Consider the following 23,092-nt stretch of genomic DNA (forward strand, 5'->3'; position numbering starts at 1 on the left):
GGGCACGCCCTCGTGCGGTTGCCGTACGTCGAGTACGGGCGGGATGTTCGCCCCAAGCCGGCGTCCCGGCCGACTTAGAAAGCGCTTGTCCGGACATTGGCAGACCGAGTCCGAAACCGTCAATGCTTCGTCCGCGGCGCCTCGGTCACGGTTTGGACTCCTCTGGCGACCGCGAGGCGGGCCGCGCCGACCACGGTGCCGAGATCACCGACCTGGCTGCTGACCACCTCGGTGGGCCAGCTGAGCCGCTCCAGCTCGGCCCGCACACCGGGCAGGAGCTGCGGAAACGCGCCGGTACTGCCGCCCAGGACGAGCAGTCCCGGGTCCAGTACGGCGGTCACGGCGGCGGCCAGCCGGCCCACGTCCACGGCGTGCCGGGCGACGACGGCACGGGCCGGGGCACTGCCCTGTCCGGCGAGCGCGAAGAGCTGCTCGGCCGTACGGGGGCTGGATCCGTCGGTATCCGGCCATGCCTCGGCGGCCCGGCGCAGCAGGGAACGGGCCCCGATGTACTCCTCCAGGGCCTCGTGGCGGGGCTCCAGGTCGTCGTCCCAGGGGTAGGGCAGCCGGGCGAGCTCTCCGGCGGCTCCGTTAGCCCCGGCCAGCACCTGTCCTCCTACGACGATGCCGAGACCGATACCGACGCCGATCCGCAGATAGCCGAAGGTATGACGGCCGCGCGCCGCGCCCTCGTGCAGTTCCGCGAGCGCGGCGCAGTTGACGTTGTTCTCCAGATGGACGGGGACTCCGGGCGGCAGCGCGACGGCCACCGCGTCGAAGACGGGCCCCGCCTTCGCAGTCGCCGGGCGCATGCCGGAGCCCTCCTCGGCCCGGGCGGTGACGTCACCGACGGCCACGACGATGGTGCGCAGCGGGGCGTCGGCGGGCAGCGCGCGGAGCGCGTCGCGCACCACGTCGGCCGCCTGGGCCCGGGGTCCGGTGGCCTCGGCGAGCAGGGTGCCGTCCAGGGCGCAGCCGCGGACCCGGGTGAGCGCAGGGCCGAGGTCGACGGCGAGCACGGCACCGGCGGCCGGGCCGAGGCGGTAGACGGCCGCATTGCGGCCCGTGCCGCTGGAAGCGGTGCCGGAGTGGGCGGCCAGATGGACGCCCTCCAGTTCGGCGACGGCGGAGGAGACCGTCGGTTTGGACAGCCGCGCAAGGCTGGCGAGCTGCGGCCGGGTCGCGGTGCCGGCCTGGGCCAGCACGGCGAATACGTGGCTCGCGCTCTCGGTCAGACGGGGGGCTCTTACCACGTCGTGTTCCACAGTTCCCCCAGGTGACAGGCTGCTCTCCCGGGCCGATCGGCTCGGCGGAAGGCGGCGGTGGGTTGCCCTGGCGGCACGCGTTGCCGACCCGGGCGAAAGGCCCGGGAAGCCGACTGCGCGACGCCTATTGACACGCACTGTACTTCGTTAGTTAACTTCCTAACGAACGTCACGGTACTCGCCTGCCGTGGTCCGTCCAGAGGCCCGTCCCGGGGCTTCCCTAGCTCTTCCTGGCTCTTCCTAGCTCTTCGACTGTCTTGCCCTCCGGCACGGTTCGCCCGCCGTCGCAGCACACAGCGCACCGACGAAAGAGGATCCGTGCAGGTCACCCCTTTGTCTGGCCCTCTGATGGTCGGCATCGACGTGGGCGGCACCAAGACGCATCTCCGCGCGCTCACCGGCGACACCGTCGTGGCCGATCACGTCCGTCCCAGCAGTGGCTGGCGGCCGTGCGATCCGGTGGCCGCCGCCGGCTGGCTGGCCGCGCTGCTCGCCGAGGCCCTTCCCAAGGGCACGCGCCCGTCCGCGCTGGCCGTCGGCGCCCATGCCTGCGAGACCGCGCGTCAGTGCGCACAGATCAGTACCGCGCTCCAACTGCACTTCGACGCGCCCGCGCTGGTCGTGGGCGACGCCGAACTGCTCGTGCCCGCAGCGGGCCTGGACAAAGGTGTCGGCCTGGTCGCCGGCACCGGATCCGTCGCCGTGGGCCGCTTCGCCGACGGCACACCGGTCCAGGTCGGCGGCTGGGGCGCGCTGCTCGGCGACGAGGGCGGCGCCGCCGGTCTCGTCCGCGAGGCCGTCCGTGCCGTATGGGCCGCGCACGACCGCGGCGAGGGGCCCGACGCGCTGGCGCTCGGTCTGCTGGCCGCCTTCGACGTCCCCGAAGTACCCGCGCTCGGCGCCGCGTTGGAGTCCGTCACCGCTGCCTCCGCCGAGTGGGGCCGGCACGCCCCGGCCGTCTTCGCCGCCGCCGAGGCCGGCTCCCCGCTCGCCCGCACCGTGATCGCCGAGGCGGGCCGCGCCCTGGCCGCGCTCGTCGAACGCCTCGCCGCCCGTGGGGTGGTGGTCGACGACGTCGTGGTCGCGGGCAGTACCGTCCTCGCCCAGCCCCCGCTGTACGACGCCTTCGTGTCGGCGCTGGAGGAGAGTGTGCCGACGGCCCGGCCGCGCCCCCTGCGGGCACCGCCGGTCGAGGGCGCGGTGGCGATGGCCCGTTCACTTGTGTGACATGTTCCGGTCGCCGTCTCTCCTCCGCTCCGCCATGACTCGCCCGTAGATCTTCGCTCGTACGACCTCCCGGCCGCACGGCCGCAGAACTCAAGAGAGGCCACACCCATGCCGTCATCCGCCGGGCAGCACTCCCCCGCGCCGCTCACCGAACGCACCATGCGGCGAAGGGGGTTCCTCAAGACCTCCCTGGGAGCCACGGCCGGCGTCGTGGCCGCGCCCACCCTCGTCAGCTGGCTGGCCGCGGCGGACGCGAAGGCCGCCGCGGCCGCCGCCGCGTTCGTCGACGACTACAAGACGAACGTCGTCGCGAACCAGACCCCCGAGACCAATGCGGTGATCCGGATCCTCGGCGGATTCGCGCAGGTCTGGAAGACCGGTGGCGCCTGGAACACCGGCATACCGCTGATGCCCGAGGTGCTGCGCGCCAACATGCGCTACTGCGCCTGGATCACCGCCGCGCGCACGGACGCTCAGGCGAAGGAATCGTTCATCATCGACCGGCAGCACCAGAGCTACTCGGTGATCGCCGGGCTCGGTCCGCTGGCCGACCTGTACAAGTCGGGCGCCAAGGCGGTCACTTCGATCACCAGCGCGCCGGACGGCACCCCCGCCGGGAAGATCAGCGACGCCCTGCCCGCCGACGCCCCGGCCGGTTCCGCGATCGGCGCCGGGTCGTACGACTCGGAGCTCGGCAGGGTGGCCAAGCTGGTCGACACCGTGCGCGGCCCCTTCGCCTCCGGCAACCCGGCCAAGTTCGCCTTCCAGTACCCGCGTCCGTGGCGGATGAACGAGGACAGCGAGGTCGTCGACACCGGCGAGAAGGACGCGTTCGGCTTCCCCGTCTACGACTCGGAAGTGGTCGTCGCCCCGCAGCTGCTGCGCCAGCGCGGCGAGACCGCGGCCGAGGACGGCGGCTTCCCCAGCGGGCACACCAACGCCCTGCACCTGGCGGCCCTGGCCTACGCCTACGCCGTACCCGAGCGTTTCCAGGAGATGGTGACCCGCGCCTTCGAGCTCAGCCACACCCGCATCGTGGCGGGCATGCACTCCACGGTCGACGTCCTCAGCGGCCGCATCATGGCCACCGCCCTGGCCGCCGCCGCCCTCGCCGACCCGGCCAACGCCGAACTCAAGGCCGCGGCCCGGGCCCAGGCCCTGGCGTACTTCGAGCAGCGGACCGGCACGACGGCCGACACGCTCTACGCGTACGCCCACTCGGCCGGCACCGACACCGACCCGTACGCCGACCGGGACGCCAACACCCGCACGGTCAAGCCCAAGCTGACGTACGTGCTGACCCGGCAGGGCAACAACGAACCGCTGACCGTGCCGAAGGGCGCCGAAGTGCTGCTGGAGACGCGCCAGCCGTACCTGACCGCGGCCCAGCGCCGCGAGGTACTGCGCACGACCGCGCTGCCCGCCGGGTACGTCCTGCTGGACGGCTTCGAGCAGTGGGGGCGGCTGAACCTGTTTGCGGCGGCGGACGGTTACGGCTCCTTCGACTCCGACGTGACCGTCACGCTCGACAAGGCGGCCGGGGGCTTCGGCACGGCGGACAGCTGGCGCAACGACATCGCGGGCGACGGCGGCCTGACCAAGCGCGGCACCGGCACGCTCACCCTGACGGGCCACAACCGGTACCACGGCGGCACCGTGGTCGAGGACGGCGTCCTCGTCGCCGCGTCGCCTGGCGCCCTCGGGCAGGGCGACGTGCGGGTGGTGGGCGGCACGCTCCGCGCGGACAAGGTCCTGCGCGTGCGCGGCACGTACGTGCAGCAGGGGGAGACGACCCTGGAGCTGCTGGTCCGCAAGAACCACGGCCCCGCCCTCGAGGTGTCCCGCCGGGTCCAGCTGGGCCGGGGCAGCGTGCTGTCGCTGCGCCTCGATGCCGAACGCCCGCCCGTTGCCGGGACCACCGTTCCCGTCATCGCGGCGTCGCAGCTGCGTGGCCAGTTCGACCGTGTGGAGCTGAACTCCGACACGCTGCGAGCCGTACCCGTGTACACGACGGATGGTCTGTCGGTACGACTCCTGAAGCGGTAACGCCGTCTCCCGGCGGGAGCTGATGCAGAGTAGGCCCATGGGCCGGCCCTGGATCAGCTCCCGCCGTCGCGGGGTCGACGGCGCCGCGGGGCGGATGATGGCGCTCGAACAGCACTCGGCCGCGGCCGCGGAGGCGCTCCCCGGCACGCCCGGTCCGCCCGACGCGCAGCCAGCGCAGCCCGCGCGGCCGTACCGCAGGCGCTGGCTCGTGCCGCTCCTCGTCGTCGTGCTGCTCGGCCAGATGGCCGTCGCGATGGTGACGACCGCTGTGCGGCAGACGCCGACGATCGACGAGCCCGTGTACGTGGGTACGGCGGCCGACTATCTCCATGAGCACCGCCTGCGCCACAACCCCGAGCATCCGCCACTGGGGAAACTGGTCGTCGCCGTCGGAGTGGGGGTGGCGGACCCGCATGTCGACGGGTCCTTCACCGGTGATCAGGGCCGGCTGGGGCGGCATCTGCTGTACGAGTCCGGGAACGATCCGTGGCATCTGATGCTGTTCGCCCGACTGCCCGTGATCGTTTTGACGCTTCTGTTCGGATTGATCGTCTTCGCTTTCGCCCGTGAACTTGTGGGTGTAGTGGGCGGTTTGATCGCGCTCGGTCTGTACGCCTTCTCCCCCGACGTCATCGCGCACGGCTCGCTGGCCACGCTGGACGTGCCCGCGGCCGGGTTTGTGCTGACGTCGACGTGGCTGCTGTGGCGGGCTCGTCGGCGGCCTCGCTTGTTCGTGCCGGCGGCCGGTGTGGCGCTGGGTGCGGCGCTGGCCACCAAGATGAGCACGCTGGCGGTGGTTCCGGTGCTGCTGGGGCTCGCCGCGCTCTCGGTCTGGCGCGCGCGGTCGGCCTCGGAGCAGGCGGCCTCGGAGCGGTCGGCCTCGGAGCCGATCCGCAGGCGGCTTGCGTGGGCGCTCGCGGGCGCGGGTGTCGTGGCGGTGGCCGCGGTCGCCGTCGTATGGGCCTCGTATCTGGTGGTCGACCCGCGGTTGCGCTGGTCGCCGCAGCAGCCGGTGCCCGACGTGCACGGACTGCGGGGGCTGTTCGTCGATCTGCTGCCGTTTCCGCAGGCGTACCGGGACGGGATGCGCATCCAGTTCGGCTTCGAGAACTACCCGTGGGAGGGCTTCCTGTTCGGGCGGCTCTACACCGGGTCGCTCTGGTACTACCTGCCGGCCGCGCTGCTGGTGAAGACGCCGCTCGGCATGCTCGCGCTGTGGGCCGCGGGCGCCGTCGCGGTCGTGGCGGTACGGCGGCTGCGGCCCGCGGCGCCGTATCTGCTCGTCCCCACCGCCGTACTCCTGGCCGCCGCGATGACCGGGTCGCGGGACTTCGGCACGCGGTACGCCGTGTTCGTGCCGATGTTCCTGGCGGTGGCGGCGGGCTGTGTGCTCGCGGTGCGGTGGCGGTGGGCGCCGGTCGCGGTGGGGGCGCTGGCACTGTTCGTCGCGGTCAGTTCGGTGCGGACGTACCCCTACTATCTGCCGTACTCCAACGAGGCGTTCGGCGGTCCGGAGAAGACTCATCTGCGGTTGCACGACTCCAACGTGGACTGGGGTCAGGACCTCGGCAGGCTCGCGGACCGGCTGCGCGAGCGGTACCGGGGCGAGCGGATCTGGCTCGTGTACAAGGGCAGCGGGGTGCCGTCGTTCTACGGGATCCGCGCCGCCGATCCACGCGAGGTGCCCGCCCGCGACGTGCGCGGGCTGCTGGTCGTGTCGGACTCCTCGGTGGCCAAGGCGACCGGGCGGCTGGCCGAATTGATCGACAACAGTCGTTCGATCGATACGGTCGGTCATTCGATCACGATCTATCGCCGGTGAACGTTGACTTTCGGACGGGCCCTGGTCGCCACAGTGTGTGAGCTATGTTGAAGCACTGTGGAAGACAATGGAGGCGCCTCCCTGCCATCGCCGCAGCAGGCACGCGCACAGGCATCCGCGATCACCTCGGGAAAGACCGCTCCGGAAGTGGAAGCATCCCCGACTTCCCAGCTCAGGACACTCTTCGACCATCCTCGGCTCTCCCCGGGGCAGCGGCGCATCGCCCAGTATCTGATCGAGCACATCACCGAGGCCGCGTTCCTTTCGATCACCGATCTGGCGGAACGGGTCGGCGTGAGCCAGCCCTCGGTGACGCGTTTCGCCGCGGCGGTCGGGTTCAGCGGTTACCCCGCGCTACGGGAGAAGCTCCAGTCGATCGCGCTGGGCACGCTGGCCAAGGGCCCCGAGGCCGCCGAGGAGAACGGCGCCAACGAGCTGCAGTCCGCGGTGGACGCCGAGATCGAGAACCTGGAGAACCTGCGGCGCGACTTCGCCGACCCCGACCAGGTGATCGACATCGGCCGCAAACTGTCGCAGTCGACCCCGCTGACCATCCTCGGGCTGCGCATCTCGGCGTCCCTCGCCGAGTACTTCGCCTACGCGGCCCGCCGCATCCATCCGGACGTGCGGCTGGTGACCCGGGGCGGCAGCGTCGCCTACGACTCGCTGCTCCAGTCGCGCGAGGCCGGCGGCACCTGGGTGCTGGCGTTCTCCATGCCCCGGCACGCCCAGGAGACGCTCACGGCCGTACGGGTCGCGCGCAGCGCCGGGCTGCGGGTCGCCCTGGTCACCGACCTGGCGCTCGGGCCGGTGGCCGACACGGCCGACGTCGTCTTCGCCACCGGCACCGGCTCCCGGCTGGTCTTCGACTCCTACGCCGCGCCCGGCGTCATGGCCTCCGCGCTGCTGCAGGCGATGACCGACGCCGACCCGGAGAGGACGCAGGCGCGGCTCGAGGACTACGAGCACATCTCCGACCAGCACCAGTTCTTCCTGCGGGACTGATCGGCTCTTCGCCCTGCCCTGCCCTGCCACGCATGCCTTGCCACGCCTGCCTTAGCGGGCGGATCCCCACTTCAGACAAACAAACCGCAGGGGAACCATTCACCCCAAATCGCGCATGAATGTTTTCATACTCCTTGCAAAGCGGACGGCATATATAAATACTTCACACGCATCATCCGCCCGCAGAAAGCAGCCGGTCCGCTCATGCGCACGTCACCCCATCCGCCGTGCGAACGCCGTCTGCCTCTCCGGGCTCCTCAACGAACAGCCGCAGCCGCCGTCTCCTACCCGCGTCGGCGCTCGGGCTGTTCGGTCGGGCATCGCCTGCGCGAGCGCCCGTGGCGGCGGCCCCGGTCATCCCCTAGGCCGGGGCCGCCCCGACCCCGTCGGACACCCCGAACGACGCCGCACACCCGGAAGCGATGACCATGCCCCTGACGACCACGCGCATCAGCTCGGACTGGCCGTGCCAGGTCAAGTCCCCCGGTTCCTACGACTGGGAGCGCTCGGCGGCCAAGTGGCTGCGCGAGCTGGTGCCGGCCCGCTACGCCAGCTATCCGGCCCTGATCCGCCACCCCGTCCTGCTCGCCCGCCATGCGCAGATCCAGGTCCAGAACGAGATCCGGGTCGCCCGCACCGCGCTGCAGACCGCACGGGCCGACCTGCCCTCGCTCGGCATGCCCGAGTCGGTCATCGAGCACACCATCAAGCTGTACGCGGCGGAGGTCATGCAGCTTCAGCACATCGCCCGCAGCGTGCGCGCGGTGTCCCAGGCGCTGATCGACCACGGGCGCTGACCGAGCGCTCTTGAGGTCGCGCCGGGCGTCAGGACCTGTCGTTCGTCGCGGCGTCAGGGCGCGTCGTTCGTCGCCGCGCAGGTGACCGTCGCCGACGGGGCACCGGTCGAGGCCGAGGCGTCGGCGAGGAACCCGAACTTGACGCTCGCACCGGGCTCCAGCCTCCCGTTCCATGACGCGTTGGCGACCGTGGCCGTGCCATGCCGGGTCGTGGTGAGGGTGCCGTCCCAGACCTGGGTCAGGCGGGCTCCGTCGGCCGGTACGACCGTCGCGGTCCAGCCGGAGACGGAGGAGGCGGGCGCGTTGGTCACCGTCACCTCGCCCTGATAGCCGCCCTGCCAGCTGTTCACGGTCCGGAAGGACGCGGTGCAGGCGGGCGGGTCGCCGGGGTCACCGGCGCCGGGTGCGCCCGGAGCACTCTCACCGGCGGCGGCCGATGTGGCGGCGGTCGCGGACGGAGCCGGCTCTCGGGCCGCGGCGCCGTCGCTGCGGCCCGAGAGCAGCAGAGCCCCACCGAAACCGATGACCGCCGCCGCCGTCACGGCGACCGCGACGGCGGCGCGGCGAAATCCGGGCCCGGATACGGCCGGAGCGGGGCGGACGCCGCCGCCGCGCGGTGCGATCCTCGTGTCCGCTGCGACGGGCGGGAGTTCCTGTGTCGCATCCTCGGCGCCGGGCAGGGCCCCGGGAACGGGCACGGCCTCGTAGCCGTTGCGGTCCCGCTCCAACTCCTTGAACAGCTCCGCCAGGGCGTCGGTGCGGCGTGGCCGCAGGACGCGGATCGGTTCCAGGGCCGGCCCTTCGTCGGGCTGCTCGGGGTCGGGCCGTGTGGGCACGCCACTCTCCTTCCGTCCCGTCTGCACGGGCTTCGCCATTCCCCGAGGAGTGATACGGGGTTGCCGCCCCGCCGGTTCAGCGGACGCCGGCGAATGCGCCGGGCGCCCGCTGTGACGCACGTGGTGAAAACGATCGATACGTTCAATTCGGAATCCGCTATTGAGCGTTTGAACGTTCCCCTGCTAGAAAGCGCCGTCATGACGACTCGTTGGTCACGTCGCGGCTTTCTCGCCGCAAGCACCGGCACCGCTGTCGCGTTCGGCCTGTCCGTTCAGGCGAGCGCCGCGCCTTCGTCCGCCGTAACGGCCGCGGAGGCGGACGAGTTCGCGACCCTGCGGCAGAAGTGGCGCACGCTCCTCCTGTGCGAGGGGTTCAGCCCCACGTCCGAACCGTTCAAGAGCCGGCTCGCCGAACTGGGCAGCACCGCCAGCCAGTTGCAGTCCTCCATGGCCCCGGCAGCCGGTTCCCTGTGGCCGGACCTGGTGTACGCCGACCCGGAACCCGACACCGATCAGGAGTCGTACGGCTACTCCGGCAACATGAACGCCAGCTACAACCGGATCAACACGCTCGCCCAGGCGTACTCCCAGCAGGGCACGGGGCTGACGGGCGACACCGGCCTCAAGGACGCGATCCTCACCGGGCTGGACCACCTCCACTCCGAGGTCTACAACGCGAGCCAGACCCGGTACGGCAACTGGTACAGCTGGCAGATCGGCGCCCCGCAGGCGCTGCTGGACGTCTGTGTGCTGATGTGCGACCACCTCTCGGCGGGGCAGATCGCCGACCACCTCGCGGCGGTGGACCATTTCGTGCCCGACTCGGCGGTCGCCGTCTACACCGGCACCAGCACCGGGGCCAACCGCGTCGACCTGTGCCGGGTGCTGGCGCTGCGCGGCATCGTCGGTGCGAACGCTGCGAAGGTCGCGCTGGCGCGGGATGCCCTGTCCCCCGTCTTCCCGTACGTCACCGGTGGGGACGGGCTCTACCCCGACGGGTCGTTCGTCCAGCACACGACCGTGCCGTACACGGGCTCGTACGGTTCGGTCCTGCTCGGCGGGCTCGGGATGCTGTTCGCGCTGCTGGCGGGGTCGAGTTGGGAGGTCACCGACGCGAACCGGCAGATCGTGTTCGACGCGGTGGAGAAGGCGTGGGCGCCGTTCCTCTACAACGGGCTGGTGATGGACGGCGTGTCGGGCCGGGCGATCAGCCGGGGCCTGTCCGCGTCCGACACGAAACAGATCCAGCAGGACGATCACTTGCGTGGCCATCCGATCCTCGCGTCGATCGTTCTGCTCGGTCAGGGCGCGAGCGCGACGGAGAACGCGCGCTGGCGCGGTCTGGTCAAGGGGTGGCTGCAGCGCGACTACTACAGCCCGCCGATGAGCAATCGGTCGATCGGTCTCACCGGCCTGGCCCGCCTCAAGTCGGTCCTGGACGACACATCGATCACTTCGATCGCCGAGCCGGCCGGCCACCGCCTGTTCACCAACATGGCCCGGGCCACGCACCGCAGACCCGGCTGGGCGGCCTCCCTCAGCATGGCCGACCGTCGGATCACGTACTACGAGACCGGCAACGGCGAGAACCTGCGCGGCTGGCACACCGGTTCCGGAATGCTCTACTGGTGGGGCGACACCTTCGGCAACGGCCAGTACAGCGACGCCTTCTGGCCCACCGTCGACCCGTACCGGCTGCCCGGCACCACCGCCTCGCGCAAGGTGCTCGCGGACGCGGCCGGCGGCGACTGGGGCGCCTCCCTGCCCGACGTGAACTGGGTGGGCGGGGCCACGGACGGTCAGCGGGCGGCGATCGGGCAGTACCTCAAGGGCCTGCAGTCCACGCTGCTGGCGAAGAAGTCGTGGTTCTTCCTGGACGACACCGTCGTCTGCCTCGGTGCCGGCATCAAGTGCACCGACGGCACGGCCGTGGAGTCGACGATCGAGAACCGCAACCTCGGCCCCACCGGCGCCACCCCCTTCATCGTCGACGGCACCACCAAGCCCGCCACCTCCCCCTGGTCGGCAACGCTCACCGGCGCCACCTGGGCGCACATCGGCGGACACGGCGGCTATGTGTTCCCCGGCGGGGCGACGGTCAAGGCACTGCGGGACGCGCGGGACGGCCGGTGGAGCGACATCAACAAGGGCGGCTCCACGACGGTCCTGAACCGCAAGTACCTGACGATGTACGTCGACCACGGCACGAACCCGACGGACGGCACCTACGCCTATCTGCTCATGCCGGGTGCGACGGCCGCCCAGACGCAGGCCCGCGCCGCCGCGACGACCTGGCTGACCGTCCTCGCCAACACCAACGACCAGCAAGGCGTGGTCGTTCCCCCGCTCGGCTTCACCGGCGTCAACTTCTGGTTCGGCGGCACGGTCGGAGCGCTGGTCGCGAGCAATCCGTGCTGCGTGATGATCAGCGAGAAGTCCGACGGTACGGCGGTGATCTGCGTCAGCGATCCGATGCGGATGCAGACGAGCCTGACGCTCACCTGGAACCGTGCCGTGTCCGCGGTGATCTCCAAACCGTCCACCGTGACCTCGGCGACGACCGGCGCCGCACTGAAGCTAACCTTCGCGGACCTGAGCACGACCAAGGGCGCGACGCAGAAGGTCACCGTCCGGTTGGGGTGACCGAGGCAGGGGGCGGGGCCGCGGTCAGGACGCCGCGGCGACGGGCAGGGACGCCTTCATCGCGGCGACGAAGGCGTCCCTTCGCGTGTCGTCCAGGGCATCCAGCGAGTCGGGCAAGCCGAGGTCACAGCCCTGCCGACCACAGCTCCTGCCTGCCGATTCCCGCCAGGCCTCGGCGCACCGTGCGCCGAGGACCGGGCTCGATGGGCGCGTACGACGGGACGGCGAGCACGCGGCAGCCCGCCGCCTCGGCGGCCGCGACGCCCGTGGGCGAGTCCTCGACGGCGAGGCAGGCGGCGGGGTCCACCCCGAGGGTACGGGCGGCGGCGAGATAGGGGTCGGCGGCGGGCTTGGTGCGAGGTGTCTCGCCTTCGGCGACCGTCGTACGGAATCTGTCGGCGCCCAGGGTCTTGAGTACGGCGGCCATGACCGGCCTCGATGACGCCGAGACGAGCGCGGCCGGGATGTCCGACTCCTGGAGCAGGTCGAGGAGTTCGAGGGCGCCGGGGAGCGGGGTCGCCTCGCGCTGGACGGCTGTCAGAAAGCGGGCCTCCAGGTCCGCGGCGAGTGCGTTCGGATCGCCGCCGGTCAGGGGCTGGAGGTGGGCGGCGGCCTCGGCGGCCGAGCGGCCCAGGACGTCGAACAGGTCGTCGGTGCCGATCCGGGGCGCGGTCTCACGGACCGTGCGCAGCCACAGGGACTCGGTGTCGACGAGCGTGCCGTCCATGTCGAGGAGCACGGCGTGCGGGGCGGCGGCGAAGGGTCGGCCGTCGAGGGTCCAGTGCCGGTCGGGATGGCGGCCGAGGGCGGCGAACGCCTGGGCCGCGACGTCGGCGTGGCGCAGGGGACGCGGCGCCGAGCCGCCGATACCCGGGCCGGCCGCAGCCAGCCATGCGGTGCGCTCCTCGGGCGTACGGCCGCCGTGGCCGCCCGCGTCGACGTGGCCGTGGTCGGTGACGACGAGGAAGGTCCAGTGTTCGTCGGCATACGTGGTCCGGGAGCGCACGGCGGTGAGCAGTTGGCCGAGGCGGGCGTCGGCACGGCGGATCGCGTGCTCGTACGCCTCGCCGCAGCCCAGGACGTGCGCGGTCTCGTCGGGTGCGCCGAGATAGACGAAGGACGCCACCGTTTCGTCGGCGGCGTCGGCCAGGATGCGGGCGGCCGCGTCGGTGATCTGCTCGTCGCAGTGTTCCCAGGCTTCGGGGGTGTCGGCCGTCGGGGAGACGTACGCGGTCCTGGACGGGGCGCGGAAGAGGGGGCCGCCGCCGTGTGCCTGCATCAGGGGCCGCCAGCCGGCGGCGACGAAGGTGCGACGGCCGTCCTCCGCGAGGCGGGTGGCGAAGTCGGGGAAGACGTCGAGGCGGTGGCCGGTGAAGTCGTTGCTCCACACACCGTGCTGGGCGACCGTCACACCGGTGACGACGGTCGCCCAGCAGGGGCCCGACATGGTGGGCGTGTCGGCGTCCACCTCGACCGGGGTGAGGAAGCCTTCGGCGGCCAGGGCGTCGAGGTGGGGGGTGGGCAGGCGGTTCAGTACGTCCAGGCGTACGCCGTCGATGCCGACGACGAGGACGCGGTGGGTGCTGGTCTGCACGGAAGTTCCCTTCTTTGACTGCTCGTTGGCGATCGCCGTCTGGTCGGTCATGCGGAGCGGGTCAGCTCCTCCGGCGCGACCTCGTACGCGAAGGGCAGACCCTGGGCGTAGCGCGCGACCTCGTCGACCGCACAGTCGGTCATGCGGCCGAGTTCATTGCCGAGGGAGCCGGCGATGTGCGGGGTGAGGAGCACGTTGGGAAGGGAGTACAGCGGCGAGTCCGCCGGCGGCACCTCGGGTTCGGTGACGTCGAGGACGGCGTGGATGCGGCCGGTGACCAGGTGCGCGGTGAGGGCGTCGGTGTCGACGAGGCTGCCGCGGGCGGTGTTGACGAGGGTGGCGCCGTCCTTCAGGAGGGCGATGCGGCGTGCGTCGAACATGTGGTGTGTCTCGGGGAGTTGGGGCGCGTGGATGGAGACCACGTCGCTGCGCCGGACGAGTTCGTCGAGGCCGACGTGTGCTGCGCCGAGGGCGCGCACCCGCTCGGGGTCGAGATAGGGGTCGTGGAGGAGGATGTCGAGGTCGAGCGGGCGCAGCAGGTCGATGACGCGGCGGCCGATGCGGGAGGCGCCGACGATGCCGACGGTGCGGTGGTAGTTGCCGTAACGGCTGTAGTGCGGCAGCAGGTCGGGGCGGGTTCGTTCGGTGGCGTAGGCGCGGGCGGCGTCGAGGACGCGTTTGTTCGCGAACAGGATGGCGGCGAGGGTGAACTCGGCGACGGGCAGGGCGTTGGCGGCGGCCGCGGAGGAGACGGTGATGCCGCGGCGCCAGACGGCGTCGGTGATGTGGTGCTTGACGGAGCCTGCCGCGTGGACGACCGCGCGCAGCCGGGGCATCCGGTGCAGCGCGTCCTCGGTGAGCAGGGGTGCGCCCCAGTGGGTGAACAGGACTTCTGCGCGGGCGAGTTGGTAAGGGTCTGCGCTGGTGAGGTCGGTGACGGTGGTGAGGTCGGTGACGGTGGTCGTGATGTCGACGAGGGCGACCCGGTGGAGGCGGTCGAGGGCCTTCTCCGCGAGCAGTTGGCGGTGGATCTCGGCGCCCATGGCGAGGACCGTGTGCGGTCGGGGCGTGGTGTTCAGCAGGGTGCCTTCCGGTACGGGCGTCGGGGGTGGCGTCGTCATTTCACCGCGCCCGCGGTCAGGCCGGAGCGCCAGAAGCGCTGCAGGCAGACGAAGGCGACGATCAGCGGGGTGACGGAGACGAGCGAGCCCGTGATCACGAGCGAGTAGAACTCGGGCTGTTGCTGGGTGACGCTGTTCCACATGAACAGGCCCAGGTTGACGGGGTAGAGCTGCTCGTCGTTGAGCATGACGAGGGCGCCGAAGAAGTTGTTCCAGCTCGCGGTGAAGGAGAACAGGAAGATCGTCATGAAGCCCGGCGCCAGCATGGGCAGGGAGATACGGGCGAAGGTGCGCAGTTCGCCGGCACCGTCGACGCGGGCCGCTTCGAGGACCTCGTTCGGGACGTGGCCCTCGGAGAAGACGCGGGCCAGGTAGACGCCGAAGGGGTTGACCAGGGCGGGCAGGAGGAGCGCCCAGTAGGTGTTGACGATGTCGGCCTTGGTGGCGAGCAGGTACATCGGCAGCTGGATGACGGTGGTGGGGACGAGGACGCCGCCGAGGACCAGGCCGAACAGCTTCTCCTTGCCTTTGAAGTCGTACTTGTCGAAGGCGTAGCCGGTGGCGACGCAGATGAGCGTGGAGGCGGCGGAGCCGACGACGGAGTAGAGGACGCTGTTGCCGAACCAGCGCAGGTAGATGCCGTCGTTGAAGGTGAGGACGTGGCGCAGGTTGGCGAGGAGGTTGAAGTCGCCGAAGGCGAAGCCAGGGGTGGCGAAGAGGTCGCGGTGGTTCTTGGTGGCGGCGAAGAGCAGCCAGGTGACGGGCAGGAGTGTGTAGCCGGCGGCGATGATCAGCAGGCCGTTGACGACTGCCTTGGAGAGCAGGGCGTTCGGGGTGGTGCGGTGGTGGGCGGTCGTGGTGGGCCTGGGGGTGGCGGGCGGCTTGGTGGCGGGTGCGGTGTCGTGGGTGAGGGCGCTCATGACGTGGCCGCCTTCCACCGGTTGCCGAGCCGGGTGACGAGGTAGGAGAGGACGACGCCGAGGGCGGCCAGCATCAGGGACGCGGCGGCGGCCAGGCCGTAGTCGTGCTGCACGAAACCGGCCTTCCAGATGAACAGGGTCGGGGACCACTCGGTGTCGATGAAGGGTGCGCCGCGCTGGTTGAGGAGCTTCGGCTCGGTGAAGATCTGGATCGCACCCACGCAGGTGAACAGAACGGTCATGACGATCGCGGAGGCGATCATCGGCACCTTGATCTGCAGAGCCGTGCGCAGTGCCCCGGCACCGTCCACGACGGCCGCTTCGATCACTTCGCGCGGAACGGCCTGCAGGGCGGCGTAGAAGATGACCATGTTGTAGCCCATCCACTGCCAGGCGCTCAGATTGACCAGTGACCCGAGCACATGATCGTTGCGATAGAAGTCCCAGGAACCGCCGAACGCACCGATCCATTCGAGCACCGGGCTCAGTCCCGGTGTGTACAGGTAGATCCAGATGATCGAAGCGATCAGTCCGGGGATCGCGTGCGGCAGGAACAGGGCGAGCTGGAAGAGGCGCTTGGCGCGGGCGAGGGCCGAATCGACCAGGAGGGCCAGGGCGAGGGAGCCGCCGATCATGACCGGGATGTACAGGGCGCAGTAGAGCGCGATGTGCGCGAAAGAGGCACGGAAGCCGGTGTCGGCCAGGGCTTTGGTGTAGTTGCCGAAGCCGGCGAAGACCCGCTCGGTGCCGCCGAACCCGAGCCCGGAGGAGCGCTCTTGGAACAGGCTCATCCACACGGCGTAGCCGATGGGGGCCGCCATGACCACGCCGAACAGCACGAAGAACGGTGTGATGAGCAGGGCGGCCGTACGCCGCTCACTGCGCCGGAGGCGGGAGGCGTTCGGGGGCTGGGCCAGGGGTGGGGCCACGGCGGCTCCTTGGTGGGAGGGGCGAGAGAAGGCAGATGGTGGAGGTAGACGTGGAGAGGGGGGAGGGGGAGGGGGACCGGAGGCGCCGATCGCCCTCCCCGCCCTGCCCCGCTCCTCACTCCGCGAGCTTGAGACCCCGCTCCGTGATGCCGGACTCGGCCTTCCGCTGCCCCGCCTCGATGCCCTCGGTGAAGCCCGACTTGGCGGTCTCGTCCTGGATGGCCGTGTAGACGTCCATCTGGTTCGGGCCCCAGGTCCAGCCGGGGACGATGGTGTCGACCTGTTCGGAGGCGAGGGCGTAGAGGTTCTGGCCGCCCAGGTACGCGGTGTCGAACTTGGCGGCGGCCACCTCGCGCATCTCGGGGTTGGCCGGGAGGGCGCTGCTGGGTGAGTCGAGGTCGGCGAGCCGGGCCTCGACGCCGGCCTTGTTCGTGGTCAGCCAGGTGATGAACTCGGCGGCGGCCTCGGCGTGTTCGCTGCCTTTGAGGACGCCGTAGGAGGTGCCGCCGTAGTTGCCGCTGGCGGCGGTGCCCCAGTGCGGCATGGGCGCGGCGGCCCACTTGCCCTGCTGGTCGGGCATGGCGGTCTTCATGCCGCCGGCGGACCAGGAGGCGCCGAGGAAGGAGAGGGTCTTGCCGGAGGTGCGGGCCTTGGTCTCCTCGGGGCTGTAGGCGGTGAAGGACTGCACGAGGTCGTTCTCGATCAGGCTGTCCCAGTAGCCGGCGACCTTGTTGCTCGCGGTGTCGTTGACGGCGGGCTTCCACGCGTTGCCCTCGGTGGAGAACCACTTCCCGCCCGCCTGCCAGGACAGTGCCGCCAGCAGCGCCGGGTCGCTCTTCGGCATGGAGGCGAGCCGGACGTTCTTGTCCTGCTTCTTGACCTTCTCGGCAGCCTTCCTGAACTCGTCCCAGGTCTTGGGGACTTCGATGCCGTACTTCTTGAACAGGTCGGTGCGGTAGTAGTACAGCTGCGGCGCGGCGTCGTACGGCACGCTCCAGGTCTTGCCGCCGAAGGTCACGAGATCCTGGATCGATTGCGGGAACTTCGTCTTGACCGTTTCACCGGCGTACTCGCTCAAGTCGATCAGATTGCCCTGGCTCGCGAACTCGGGAACCATCTGGTACTCGATCGTGGCCACATCGGGCGCGTTGCCCGCCTTCACCGCGTTGGCGAGCTTGCTGTAGCCCTCGGTGCCGCTCGGTATCTCGGTGAACTCCACATTGATGTCCTTGTGCGTCCTGTTGAACGCCTCCACGGTCGACTTGGCCCCGAGCGTCCAGGTCCAGTAGGTGAGCGTGACCGGCTTGCCTGCTGCGGCGGTGCCGGTCGAGTCACCGTCGCCGCCGCAGGCTGTGGCGAGCAGGCCGAGCGCGGCCACGGCGGCGACGGCGGTCGTGGCGGTGGTGCGGAACGAACGTGAAGTGCGTGTCATTGCACGTCTCCTACGAGACCTCGTACGGGCAGAGGCGGTCGCAGGACATCCTTTGTGCGCACACGATCAGAGTCAAGAGCGTTCGCGCGAAACAATCAAAACGATCGTCGATCGCTCATCGGGCGATCGGTTCACCGCCGCAGGACGAGCGAACCCTCAACTCCGGGAGCAGGTCGAGGTGTTGGCGCGGGCCCGGTTCCCGTCCGCTCCGGCGCTCCGCGAGGCGCTCCAGCAGCAGCTTGGCGGACAGCTCCCCCACCGCGCGTGTGGGGGGCCCGACGGCGGTGAGCGGTACGTCGGAGAGGCCGGCCACCTCGTCCTCGTACGCGATCAGCGCGAGGTCGTCCGGGACCCGGATGCCGCACGCCTGCAGCCGTGGCACCAGCACGATCGCGTCCTCGTCGCTGTGCACCAGCGCGGCGGTGACGCGACGCTTCTTCACCGCATCGACGAGGTAGTCGACGCTGGCCTCGTAGTCCCCGTGTTCGCGCACGGTCGGGGCCCCCTTGTCCACCTCGAGGCCCAGGGCCTGCACGGCCGCCCGGTACCCGGCTGTGATCTGGGTGGCGTGGGGGCCTTCCTGCAGGACGGCGGTGATCCTGCGGTGCCCGAGGCTCGCGAGGTGGCCGACGGCGACGGCGGCGCCGTGGGCACGGTCGGTGCGCACCCGGTCGAGCACCGCGGCGGGGTTTCCGGGCGGGGCCAGACGTTCGACCAGGACGGCGGGCACATCGTGCTCCAGCAGCCACTTCTCCTGGCCGTTCTCGGGGACTCCGCCGAACCAGCTGGGCGCGACGAGCAGTCCCTGCGCACCGCCCGAGAGAAGGTGTTCGGCCTGGACGGGGTCCTCGGCGTCGACGTATCCGGACACCCCCAGAACCAGGCGGCCGCCTTGCGCCGCCACGGCCTCGCGGGCGCCGCGGACGATGTCCGCGAAGATGTAGTTCGTGGTCGGGACGATCATTCCGATCACCGCGCCCTCGGCGCCCTGCGACCGCTCCCGCACCTCGACGGCCGTCTCCCCCGGCCACACCACCGCACCGTGCAGCCGATGCACCCGGCCCTGCCCGGCGAGCGCCTCCACGTCACGCCGCAGGGTGACCGCCGAGACGCCGAGTTCGGCGGCGAGTTCGGAGACCCGGAGGCTGCCCCGCTCCCGGACGAGTTCGAGTACCCGCTCATGACGCTGGTCGACGTGCAGTCGCATCGGTTCCCCCTGGGGCAACGGTCGAACGATCCACGGGCACACGCTGAGCGCGGTCCCGAGCTGCACACTCTACGCCCACAATCATATCGATCGTTTGCAATCAATACGATCACGAAGGTGCTCACTCAGGCGTGCGGGTCGGCGAGCTCCCCACGCAATCGGCGCGTTCGCAGGACCAGTTCGAGTTCGAAGCGGCGGTCGGGGTCTTCCAGGTCCTCGCCCCACAGGTCCCGGATCTGCCGCAGGCGGTTGCGGACCGTCTGGGGATGGACGCCGAGCCGGGCGGCCACCTCGGGCGCGCCGCCCTGGGTCTCCAGCCAGGCGAGGAGTGTCTCGGCCAGGCGCCGCGCCTGTTCCGGTCCGGCCTCGGTCAGCTGGGCCAGCCGCCGGCGCGCGAGGTCGTCGATCAGCTTCTCGGCGGGAAGCAGGACGAGGGCCTCGGAGTGCTCGCTGCAGCGCAGGAGGCGGCCCTCGGGCAGCAGGCCCTCCTCGATCATCCGCGCGGCCGCCGCCGCCCAGTGCAGCGATGTGGCCGCCTGTGCCACGGGAACGGCGGGGCCGATGGCTCCGGACCAGCCGCCCATGGCGCGGTGCAGCCGCTCGACGCGGCCGGGTGCGTCGGGGTCCGCGAGCACCAGCCGGGGGTGCTCGCCGTCCATGTCCAGCAGGACCTCGTCGCCCAGGGCGGGGGTGACGACTTGCTGGGCCGGCCGGAGCAGGACGGCGACGGCGACCTCGTCGGGCAGCGGCCAGTCGACGGCTGCGGCGCGTTCGGCGAGGGCGCCGGACGGGTCGGTGCGGTGTTCGGTGAGGAGGAGGTCGACCAGCAGGCGCTGGCGACGGATCCGCTCCCCCGCCCGGCCGGCGGCGACCTCGGCGTAACCGTGCACGGAATGGGACACGAGCTCGTCGAGGTACTCGAACGCGGACTCGGCGAGTTCGTACATCGCCGGTGGCGGAATCTCGACCTTCTGCCCGATCTCGGCGAGGCTGCGCCAGGCCAGCCGTACGTTCAGCCGGTAGATCGCCTGGAGGGAGTCGAGCCGGCGGCCCTTCAGTGCCTGATTGCGTCCGAACTCCCGGAAGACCTCGGGCAGTTCGCGGGGTCGTTCGATGTCGGTGGTCAGCTGCGACACGAAGCTCTCGAGTGCGAGCCGGATCGCCAGGAGTGCCTTCGGCACGCCCATGTCGTCGGTCGTCAGCTCGAGGTTCGGGAACTCCTGGCGCATGGCCCGCAGGATCTCCCCCGCGATGTCCGGCACCTGCTCCATGGCCAGGTCGGCGAACCGCCGTACCTGCTCCGGCGGCACCTTGTGCCAGGCGGGGGGCGCGGGCACGGGCACCATCTCCTAGCGGTCGGCGATCTGCGTGCGGGGCGCGGGCACGGGCGCGGACCGGTCGCCCGCCGGGTCGGGGAAGGTGACCAGCGGCACGTTCGGCTGCTCGGGCGTGGCGGTCAGGGCGGCGACGAGGCCGAAGGCGGCGCCCGCGGCCAGGGCGGCGGAGAGTACGCACGTCAGGAGGGCGGCGAAGATTCTGGGCATGGGGACGAGGAGCCTCTCGGTCGATGAGGTTGTCACCCAGCGTTCCGGCCCGGACCGGCACGATCAGTATTAAGTCAGTGTTGACACTGGGTCAATAGCGGCCTAATTTCGCCGGTCATAACTACTTACTCCCCGGTAGGCCAGATTCGCCCCGGGTGAGCCGGACTGTCTCGCGCACTGGCGCACAGTCCGCATCTTTCCGCTGCCACCGGAGTGCCCTCATGCGCCGTACAGCTTCCGTTCTGCCGTTGATTTTGATCGGTTTGGGCGTTTTCGCGCTGGTTTTCGGCCAGCTGCTCGACCGGTACGTGGAGCCACGGGTCAAGCGCACGCCGGTGGACGTCGAGACGGACTCGGTCCTCACCGGGACCGGCAGCTTCTTCGACACCGGCGCCCTGGAGACCGTGCACGGGAAGCAGATCACGATCACCCGCCGGGTCGTGGGCGACGTCGCCGCCTCCGAGCGCAGCGGGAACGCGGTGTGGAACGTCTCCACGCAGATCGACACCCCCACCACCCTGCCCCTTCGGGACCCGCGCAGGTCGCTGCAGTGGACCACCGAGCGCTGGGTCACGGACCGGCGGACCAACCTGCCGGTGCACTGCTGCGGCGAGCAGCCGTCGTTCCGGGGCGACGCCTATCTGAAGTTCCCGTTCGACGTGCAGAAACGTACGTACCAGTGGTGGGACGGCGTGCTGGGCGGGGCCGTACCGCTGAAGTTCTCCGGGAGCGAGAAGGTGCTCGGGCGCGAGGGCTACCGGTTCACCGGCGCCGTGCAGGCCAGGCGCACGGGTGTCACCCGGGAGGTGCCCGGATCGCTGGTGGGACGGCCGAAGCAGCGGCAGGTGGCGGCCGAGGAGTGGTACGCCAACGCCGGGATCGAGCTGGTGGTGGAGCAGCGCACCGGCCGCATCATGAACGCGCGCATCGCGCCGAGGATCACGCTGCGGGCTCCCGGTGCCCGGTCCGACGCCGTCACGCTGCTGGCGAGCGACCGGGTGGAGTTCACCGAGGCGACCCGGCGCACCCAGGTGGCTCAGGCCGCGCGCGACAGCCGGCGGCTGGAGGTCCTGGGCGAGACCGCGCCCACGCTCGCCGGCGTCGCGGGCGGGGTGCTCACGGCTGCCGGACTGACGTTCCTGGTCCGTGAGCGGCGGCGCCGAGCCGTACCGGAGGACTCACAGACGGTCGACAGGACTCACACAGGTGACTGATCCGGGAGCGCGAGTAGGGACAAATTGTCACCTCCGTGCGTAGCCAGATCGAACGGTTCATCCGAAAACTTACGTTACCAACCAGTACATCCGCGTTCTCCCGGAACCGGCCCAACCGTCGCACCACGTCCCGGCCCTGCGTGTCTCCCCCGGACGCCCGGCTCCCCACCCCCCGCATCCGACGAGTTGGAGCAACGATGCCCCAGCACGCTTCCTCCCTGGTTTCCGGCCAGGAGAAGACCACCGCCGCTCATCCCCGCAACGCCGGTCGCTGTACCCCCGGCGCCGAAGTCACCGCCTCCGGCGCCTCCCCGTATCCGCGCCGGATCGTCTTCCTCGCCCGCCGCGACCTGGACAACCCGGCCGCCGGCGGCTCGGAACTCCTCGTCGACCGCGTCGCCGACGGACTCACCGCCACGGGCCACCAGGTCACGCTGCTGTGCGGCGGCCCGGCGGCGTACCGCGACTACCGCGTGGTGTCGGCGGGCGGCGACGCCGGTCATTTCCTGCGCGCCAAGCGGGCGTTCGCCCGTCAGGTCGGCGCGTGCGACCTCCTGGTGGAGGTGTGCAACGGCATGCCGTACCTGGCACCGCTGTGGCACAAGGGGCCGACGCTGTGCCTGGTGAACCATGTGCACACCGACCTGTGGGACATGCGCTACCCGGGCCCCATGGCCCGGCTGGGCCGCAGGCTGGAGCACTGGGCGCTGGCCGGCCCGCACCGCGACAGCCTGACGGTCGCCGTGTCCGACTCCACCGCCGCGGCACTGCGCGCCATCGGTGTCCCGCCGGAGCGGATCAGGGTGGTCCACAACGGCGTCGACGCCCCCGGACCGCTCATGCCCAAGGCCTCCGGGCCGCTGTTCGTCGCCGTCGGGCGGCTGGTCGAGTACAAGCGGATCGATCTGCTGCTGCGGCTGTGGGAGCGGGTGCGTCCGGTCACCGGCGGGCGGCTCGTCATCGTCGGCGACGGTCCCGAGCGGGAGCGGCTCGAGGCCATGGCCGGGCCCGATGTGGTGTTCACCGGCCGGGTCTCGGAGGCGGAGAAGCACCGGCTGCTGTGCCGGGCGTGGCTGCTGCTGCATCCGTCGCTGGTGGAGGGCTGGGGCCTGGTGGTCACCGAGGCCGCCGCGCGTGGCACCCCGGCCGTCGGCTTCGACATACCCGGTCTGCGGGACTCCGTCGTGGACGGGGTGACGGGTGTGCTGGCCGGGGGCGAGAGCTCGTTCGCCGCTGCCTGGTGCACCCTCGCGCTCAGCGCGGAGCGCCGTAGGGTCATGGGCCGTGCCGCCGAGGCGCGCGCCGAGAACTTCCGGTGGAGCAGCACCGTCCGGCAGTTCCGTGAGGTGGCCGCGGAGGCCTGCCGCACGATACGGCCCACGCAGGGCGCCTCGCCCATGGCACCCGGCCTGCCCCTCCCCCGTACCCCGCGTGGACAGAGCGTTGCGTCAGCGGCCGTTGCCGAACTTCCCGACGGCGCGTGAGGTGAC

General features: G+C 71.0%; 18 protein-coding genes. 8 read left to right on the forward strand and 10 right to left on the reverse strand.

What is annotated here, in order from left to right:
• Nucleotides 1-119 precede the first annotated feature (119 nt).
• A complete protein-coding gene (locus PBV52_RS00885) occupies nucleotides 120-1,253 on the reverse strand; it encodes an ROK family protein (RefSeq protein WP_274236312.1) in 1,134 nt (377 codons plus the stop codon).
• A gap of 360 nt (nucleotides 1,254-1,613) precedes the next feature.
• Between PBV52_RS00885 and PBV52_RS00890 the strand changes: the two genes are divergently transcribed.
• The 5 genes from PBV52_RS00890 (at nucleotide 1,614) to PBV52_RS00910 (ending at nucleotide 8,162) form a co-directional block, all read left to right on the forward strand.
• Complete coding sequence (locus tag PBV52_RS00890; RefSeq protein ID WP_274249195.1) at nucleotides 1,614-2,492, forward strand: N-acetylglucosamine kinase; 879 nt, start codon at nucleotides 1,614-1,616, stop codon at nucleotides 2,490-2,492.
• Between the two features lie 108 nt (nucleotides 2,493-2,600).
• Nucleotides 2,601-4,538 (forward strand): phosphatase PAP2 family protein, encoded by a 1,938-nt coding sequence (locus PBV52_RS00895; protein ID WP_274236313.1) that lies wholly within the window; start codon nucleotides 2,601-2,603, stop codon nucleotides 4,536-4,538.
• Nucleotides 4,539-4,575: 37 nt separating this feature from the next.
• Nucleotides 4,576-6,360, forward strand: a complete 1,785-nt coding sequence (locus PBV52_RS00900; protein ID WP_373921803.1) for an ArnT family glycosyltransferase — start codon at nucleotides 4,576-4,578, stop codon at nucleotides 6,358-6,360.
• Nucleotides 6,361-6,441: 81 nt separating this feature from the next.
• Nucleotides 6,442-7,365 carry a MurR/RpiR family transcriptional regulator gene (locus tag PBV52_RS00905; RefSeq protein ID WP_274249199.1) on the forward strand — a complete coding sequence of 308 codons (924 nt, stop codon included), beginning with the start codon at nucleotides 6,442-6,444 and terminating at the stop codon, nucleotides 7,363-7,365.
• Nucleotides 7,366-7,787: 422 nt separating this feature from the next.
• On the forward strand, nucleotides 7,788-8,162 hold the full coding sequence (locus tag PBV52_RS00910) for a hypothetical protein (RefSeq protein WP_274236314.1): 375 nt from the start codon (nucleotides 7,788-7,790) through the stop codon (nucleotides 8,160-8,162).
• Between the two features lie 53 nt (nucleotides 8,163-8,215).
• Here PBV52_RS00910 and PBV52_RS51380 read toward each other — a convergent pair whose 3' ends face one another.
• Nucleotides 8,216-8,998, reverse strand: coding sequence for a cellulose binding domain-containing protein (locus PBV52_RS51380; protein WP_306801413.1), 783 nt, complete (start codon nucleotides 8,996-8,998; stop codon nucleotides 8,216-8,218).
• A gap of 198 nt (nucleotides 8,999-9,196) precedes the next feature.
• Between PBV52_RS51380 and PBV52_RS00920 the strand changes: the two genes are divergently transcribed.
• Nucleotides 9,197-11,641: a polysaccharide lyase 8 family protein gene (locus PBV52_RS00920; protein ID WP_274236315.1), complete on the forward strand. Its 2,445-nt coding sequence runs from the start codon at nucleotides 9,197-9,199 to the stop codon at nucleotides 11,639-11,641.
• 124 nt (nucleotides 11,642-11,765) lie between these two features.
• Here PBV52_RS00920 and PBV52_RS00925 read toward each other — a convergent pair whose 3' ends face one another.
• From PBV52_RS00925 to PBV52_RS00960, 8 genes are all read right to left on the reverse strand, one after another.
• Complete coding sequence (locus PBV52_RS00925; protein ID WP_274236316.1) at nucleotides 11,766-13,286, reverse strand: HAD-IA family hydrolase; 1,521 nt, start codon at nucleotides 13,284-13,286, stop codon at nucleotides 11,766-11,768.
• Complete coding sequence (locus PBV52_RS00930; RefSeq protein WP_274236317.1) at nucleotides 13,283-14,356, reverse strand: hydroxyacid dehydrogenase; 1,074 nt, start codon at nucleotides 14,354-14,356, stop codon at nucleotides 13,283-13,285. Before PBV52_RS00930 ends, PBV52_RS00925 begins: the two co-directional genes overlap by 4 nt.
• Nucleotides 14,353-15,276 (reverse strand): carbohydrate ABC transporter permease, encoded by a 924-nt coding sequence (locus PBV52_RS00935; protein ID WP_274236318.1) that lies wholly within the window; start codon nucleotides 15,274-15,276, stop codon nucleotides 14,353-14,355. The genes PBV52_RS00930 and PBV52_RS00935 overlap by 4 nt, the downstream gene beginning before the upstream one ends.
• The gene (locus tag PBV52_RS00940; RefSeq protein ID WP_373921997.1) at nucleotides 15,273-16,097 is read right to left on the reverse strand and encodes a carbohydrate ABC transporter permease; all 825 of its coding nucleotides are present in this window, start codon (nucleotides 16,095-16,097) and stop codon (nucleotides 15,273-15,275) included. Before PBV52_RS00940 ends, PBV52_RS00935 begins: the two co-directional genes overlap by 4 nt.
• Nucleotides 16,098-16,320: 223 nt before the next feature.
• On the reverse strand, nucleotides 16,321-17,637 hold the full coding sequence (locus PBV52_RS00945; RefSeq protein WP_274236320.1) for an ABC transporter substrate-binding protein: 1,317 nt from the start codon (nucleotides 17,635-17,637) through the stop codon (nucleotides 16,321-16,323).
• A 115-nt stretch (nucleotides 17,638-17,752) separates the two neighbouring features.
• Nucleotides 17,753-18,844 (reverse strand): substrate-binding domain-containing protein, encoded by a 1,092-nt coding sequence (locus PBV52_RS00950; RefSeq protein WP_274236321.1) that lies wholly within the window; start codon nucleotides 18,842-18,844, stop codon nucleotides 17,753-17,755.
• A gap of 125 nt (nucleotides 18,845-18,969) precedes the next feature.
• Nucleotides 18,970-20,190: a helix-turn-helix domain-containing protein gene (locus tag PBV52_RS00955; RefSeq protein WP_373921804.1), complete on the reverse strand. Its 1,221-nt coding sequence runs from the start codon at nucleotides 20,188-20,190 to the stop codon at nucleotides 18,970-18,972.
• Between the two features lie 3 nt (nucleotides 20,191-20,193).
• Nucleotides 20,194-20,388: a hypothetical protein gene (locus PBV52_RS00960; RefSeq protein ID WP_274236323.1), complete on the reverse strand. Its 195-nt coding sequence runs from the start codon at nucleotides 20,386-20,388 to the stop codon at nucleotides 20,194-20,196.
• Between the two features lie 221 nt (nucleotides 20,389-20,609).
• Between PBV52_RS00960 and PBV52_RS00965 the strand changes: the two genes are divergently transcribed.
• Together PBV52_RS00965 and PBV52_RS00970 are read left to right on the forward strand one after the other, a co-directional pair.
• Nucleotides 20,610-21,602 carry a DUF3068 domain-containing protein gene (locus tag PBV52_RS00965; RefSeq protein WP_274236324.1) on the forward strand — a complete coding sequence of 331 codons (993 nt, stop codon included), beginning with the start codon at nucleotides 20,610-20,612 and terminating at the stop codon, nucleotides 21,600-21,602.
• A gap of 197 nt (nucleotides 21,603-21,799) precedes the next feature.
• Entirely contained in the window at nucleotides 21,800-23,086 is a 1,287-nt protein-coding gene (locus PBV52_RS00970) for a glycosyltransferase family 4 protein (protein WP_274236325.1), read from the forward strand.
• Nucleotides 23,087-23,092: the final 6 nt, after the last annotated feature.

This window comes from Streptomyces sp. T12, assembly GCF_028736035.1.
GTDB lineage: Bacteria > Actinomycetota > Actinomycetes > Streptomycetales > Streptomycetaceae > Streptomyces.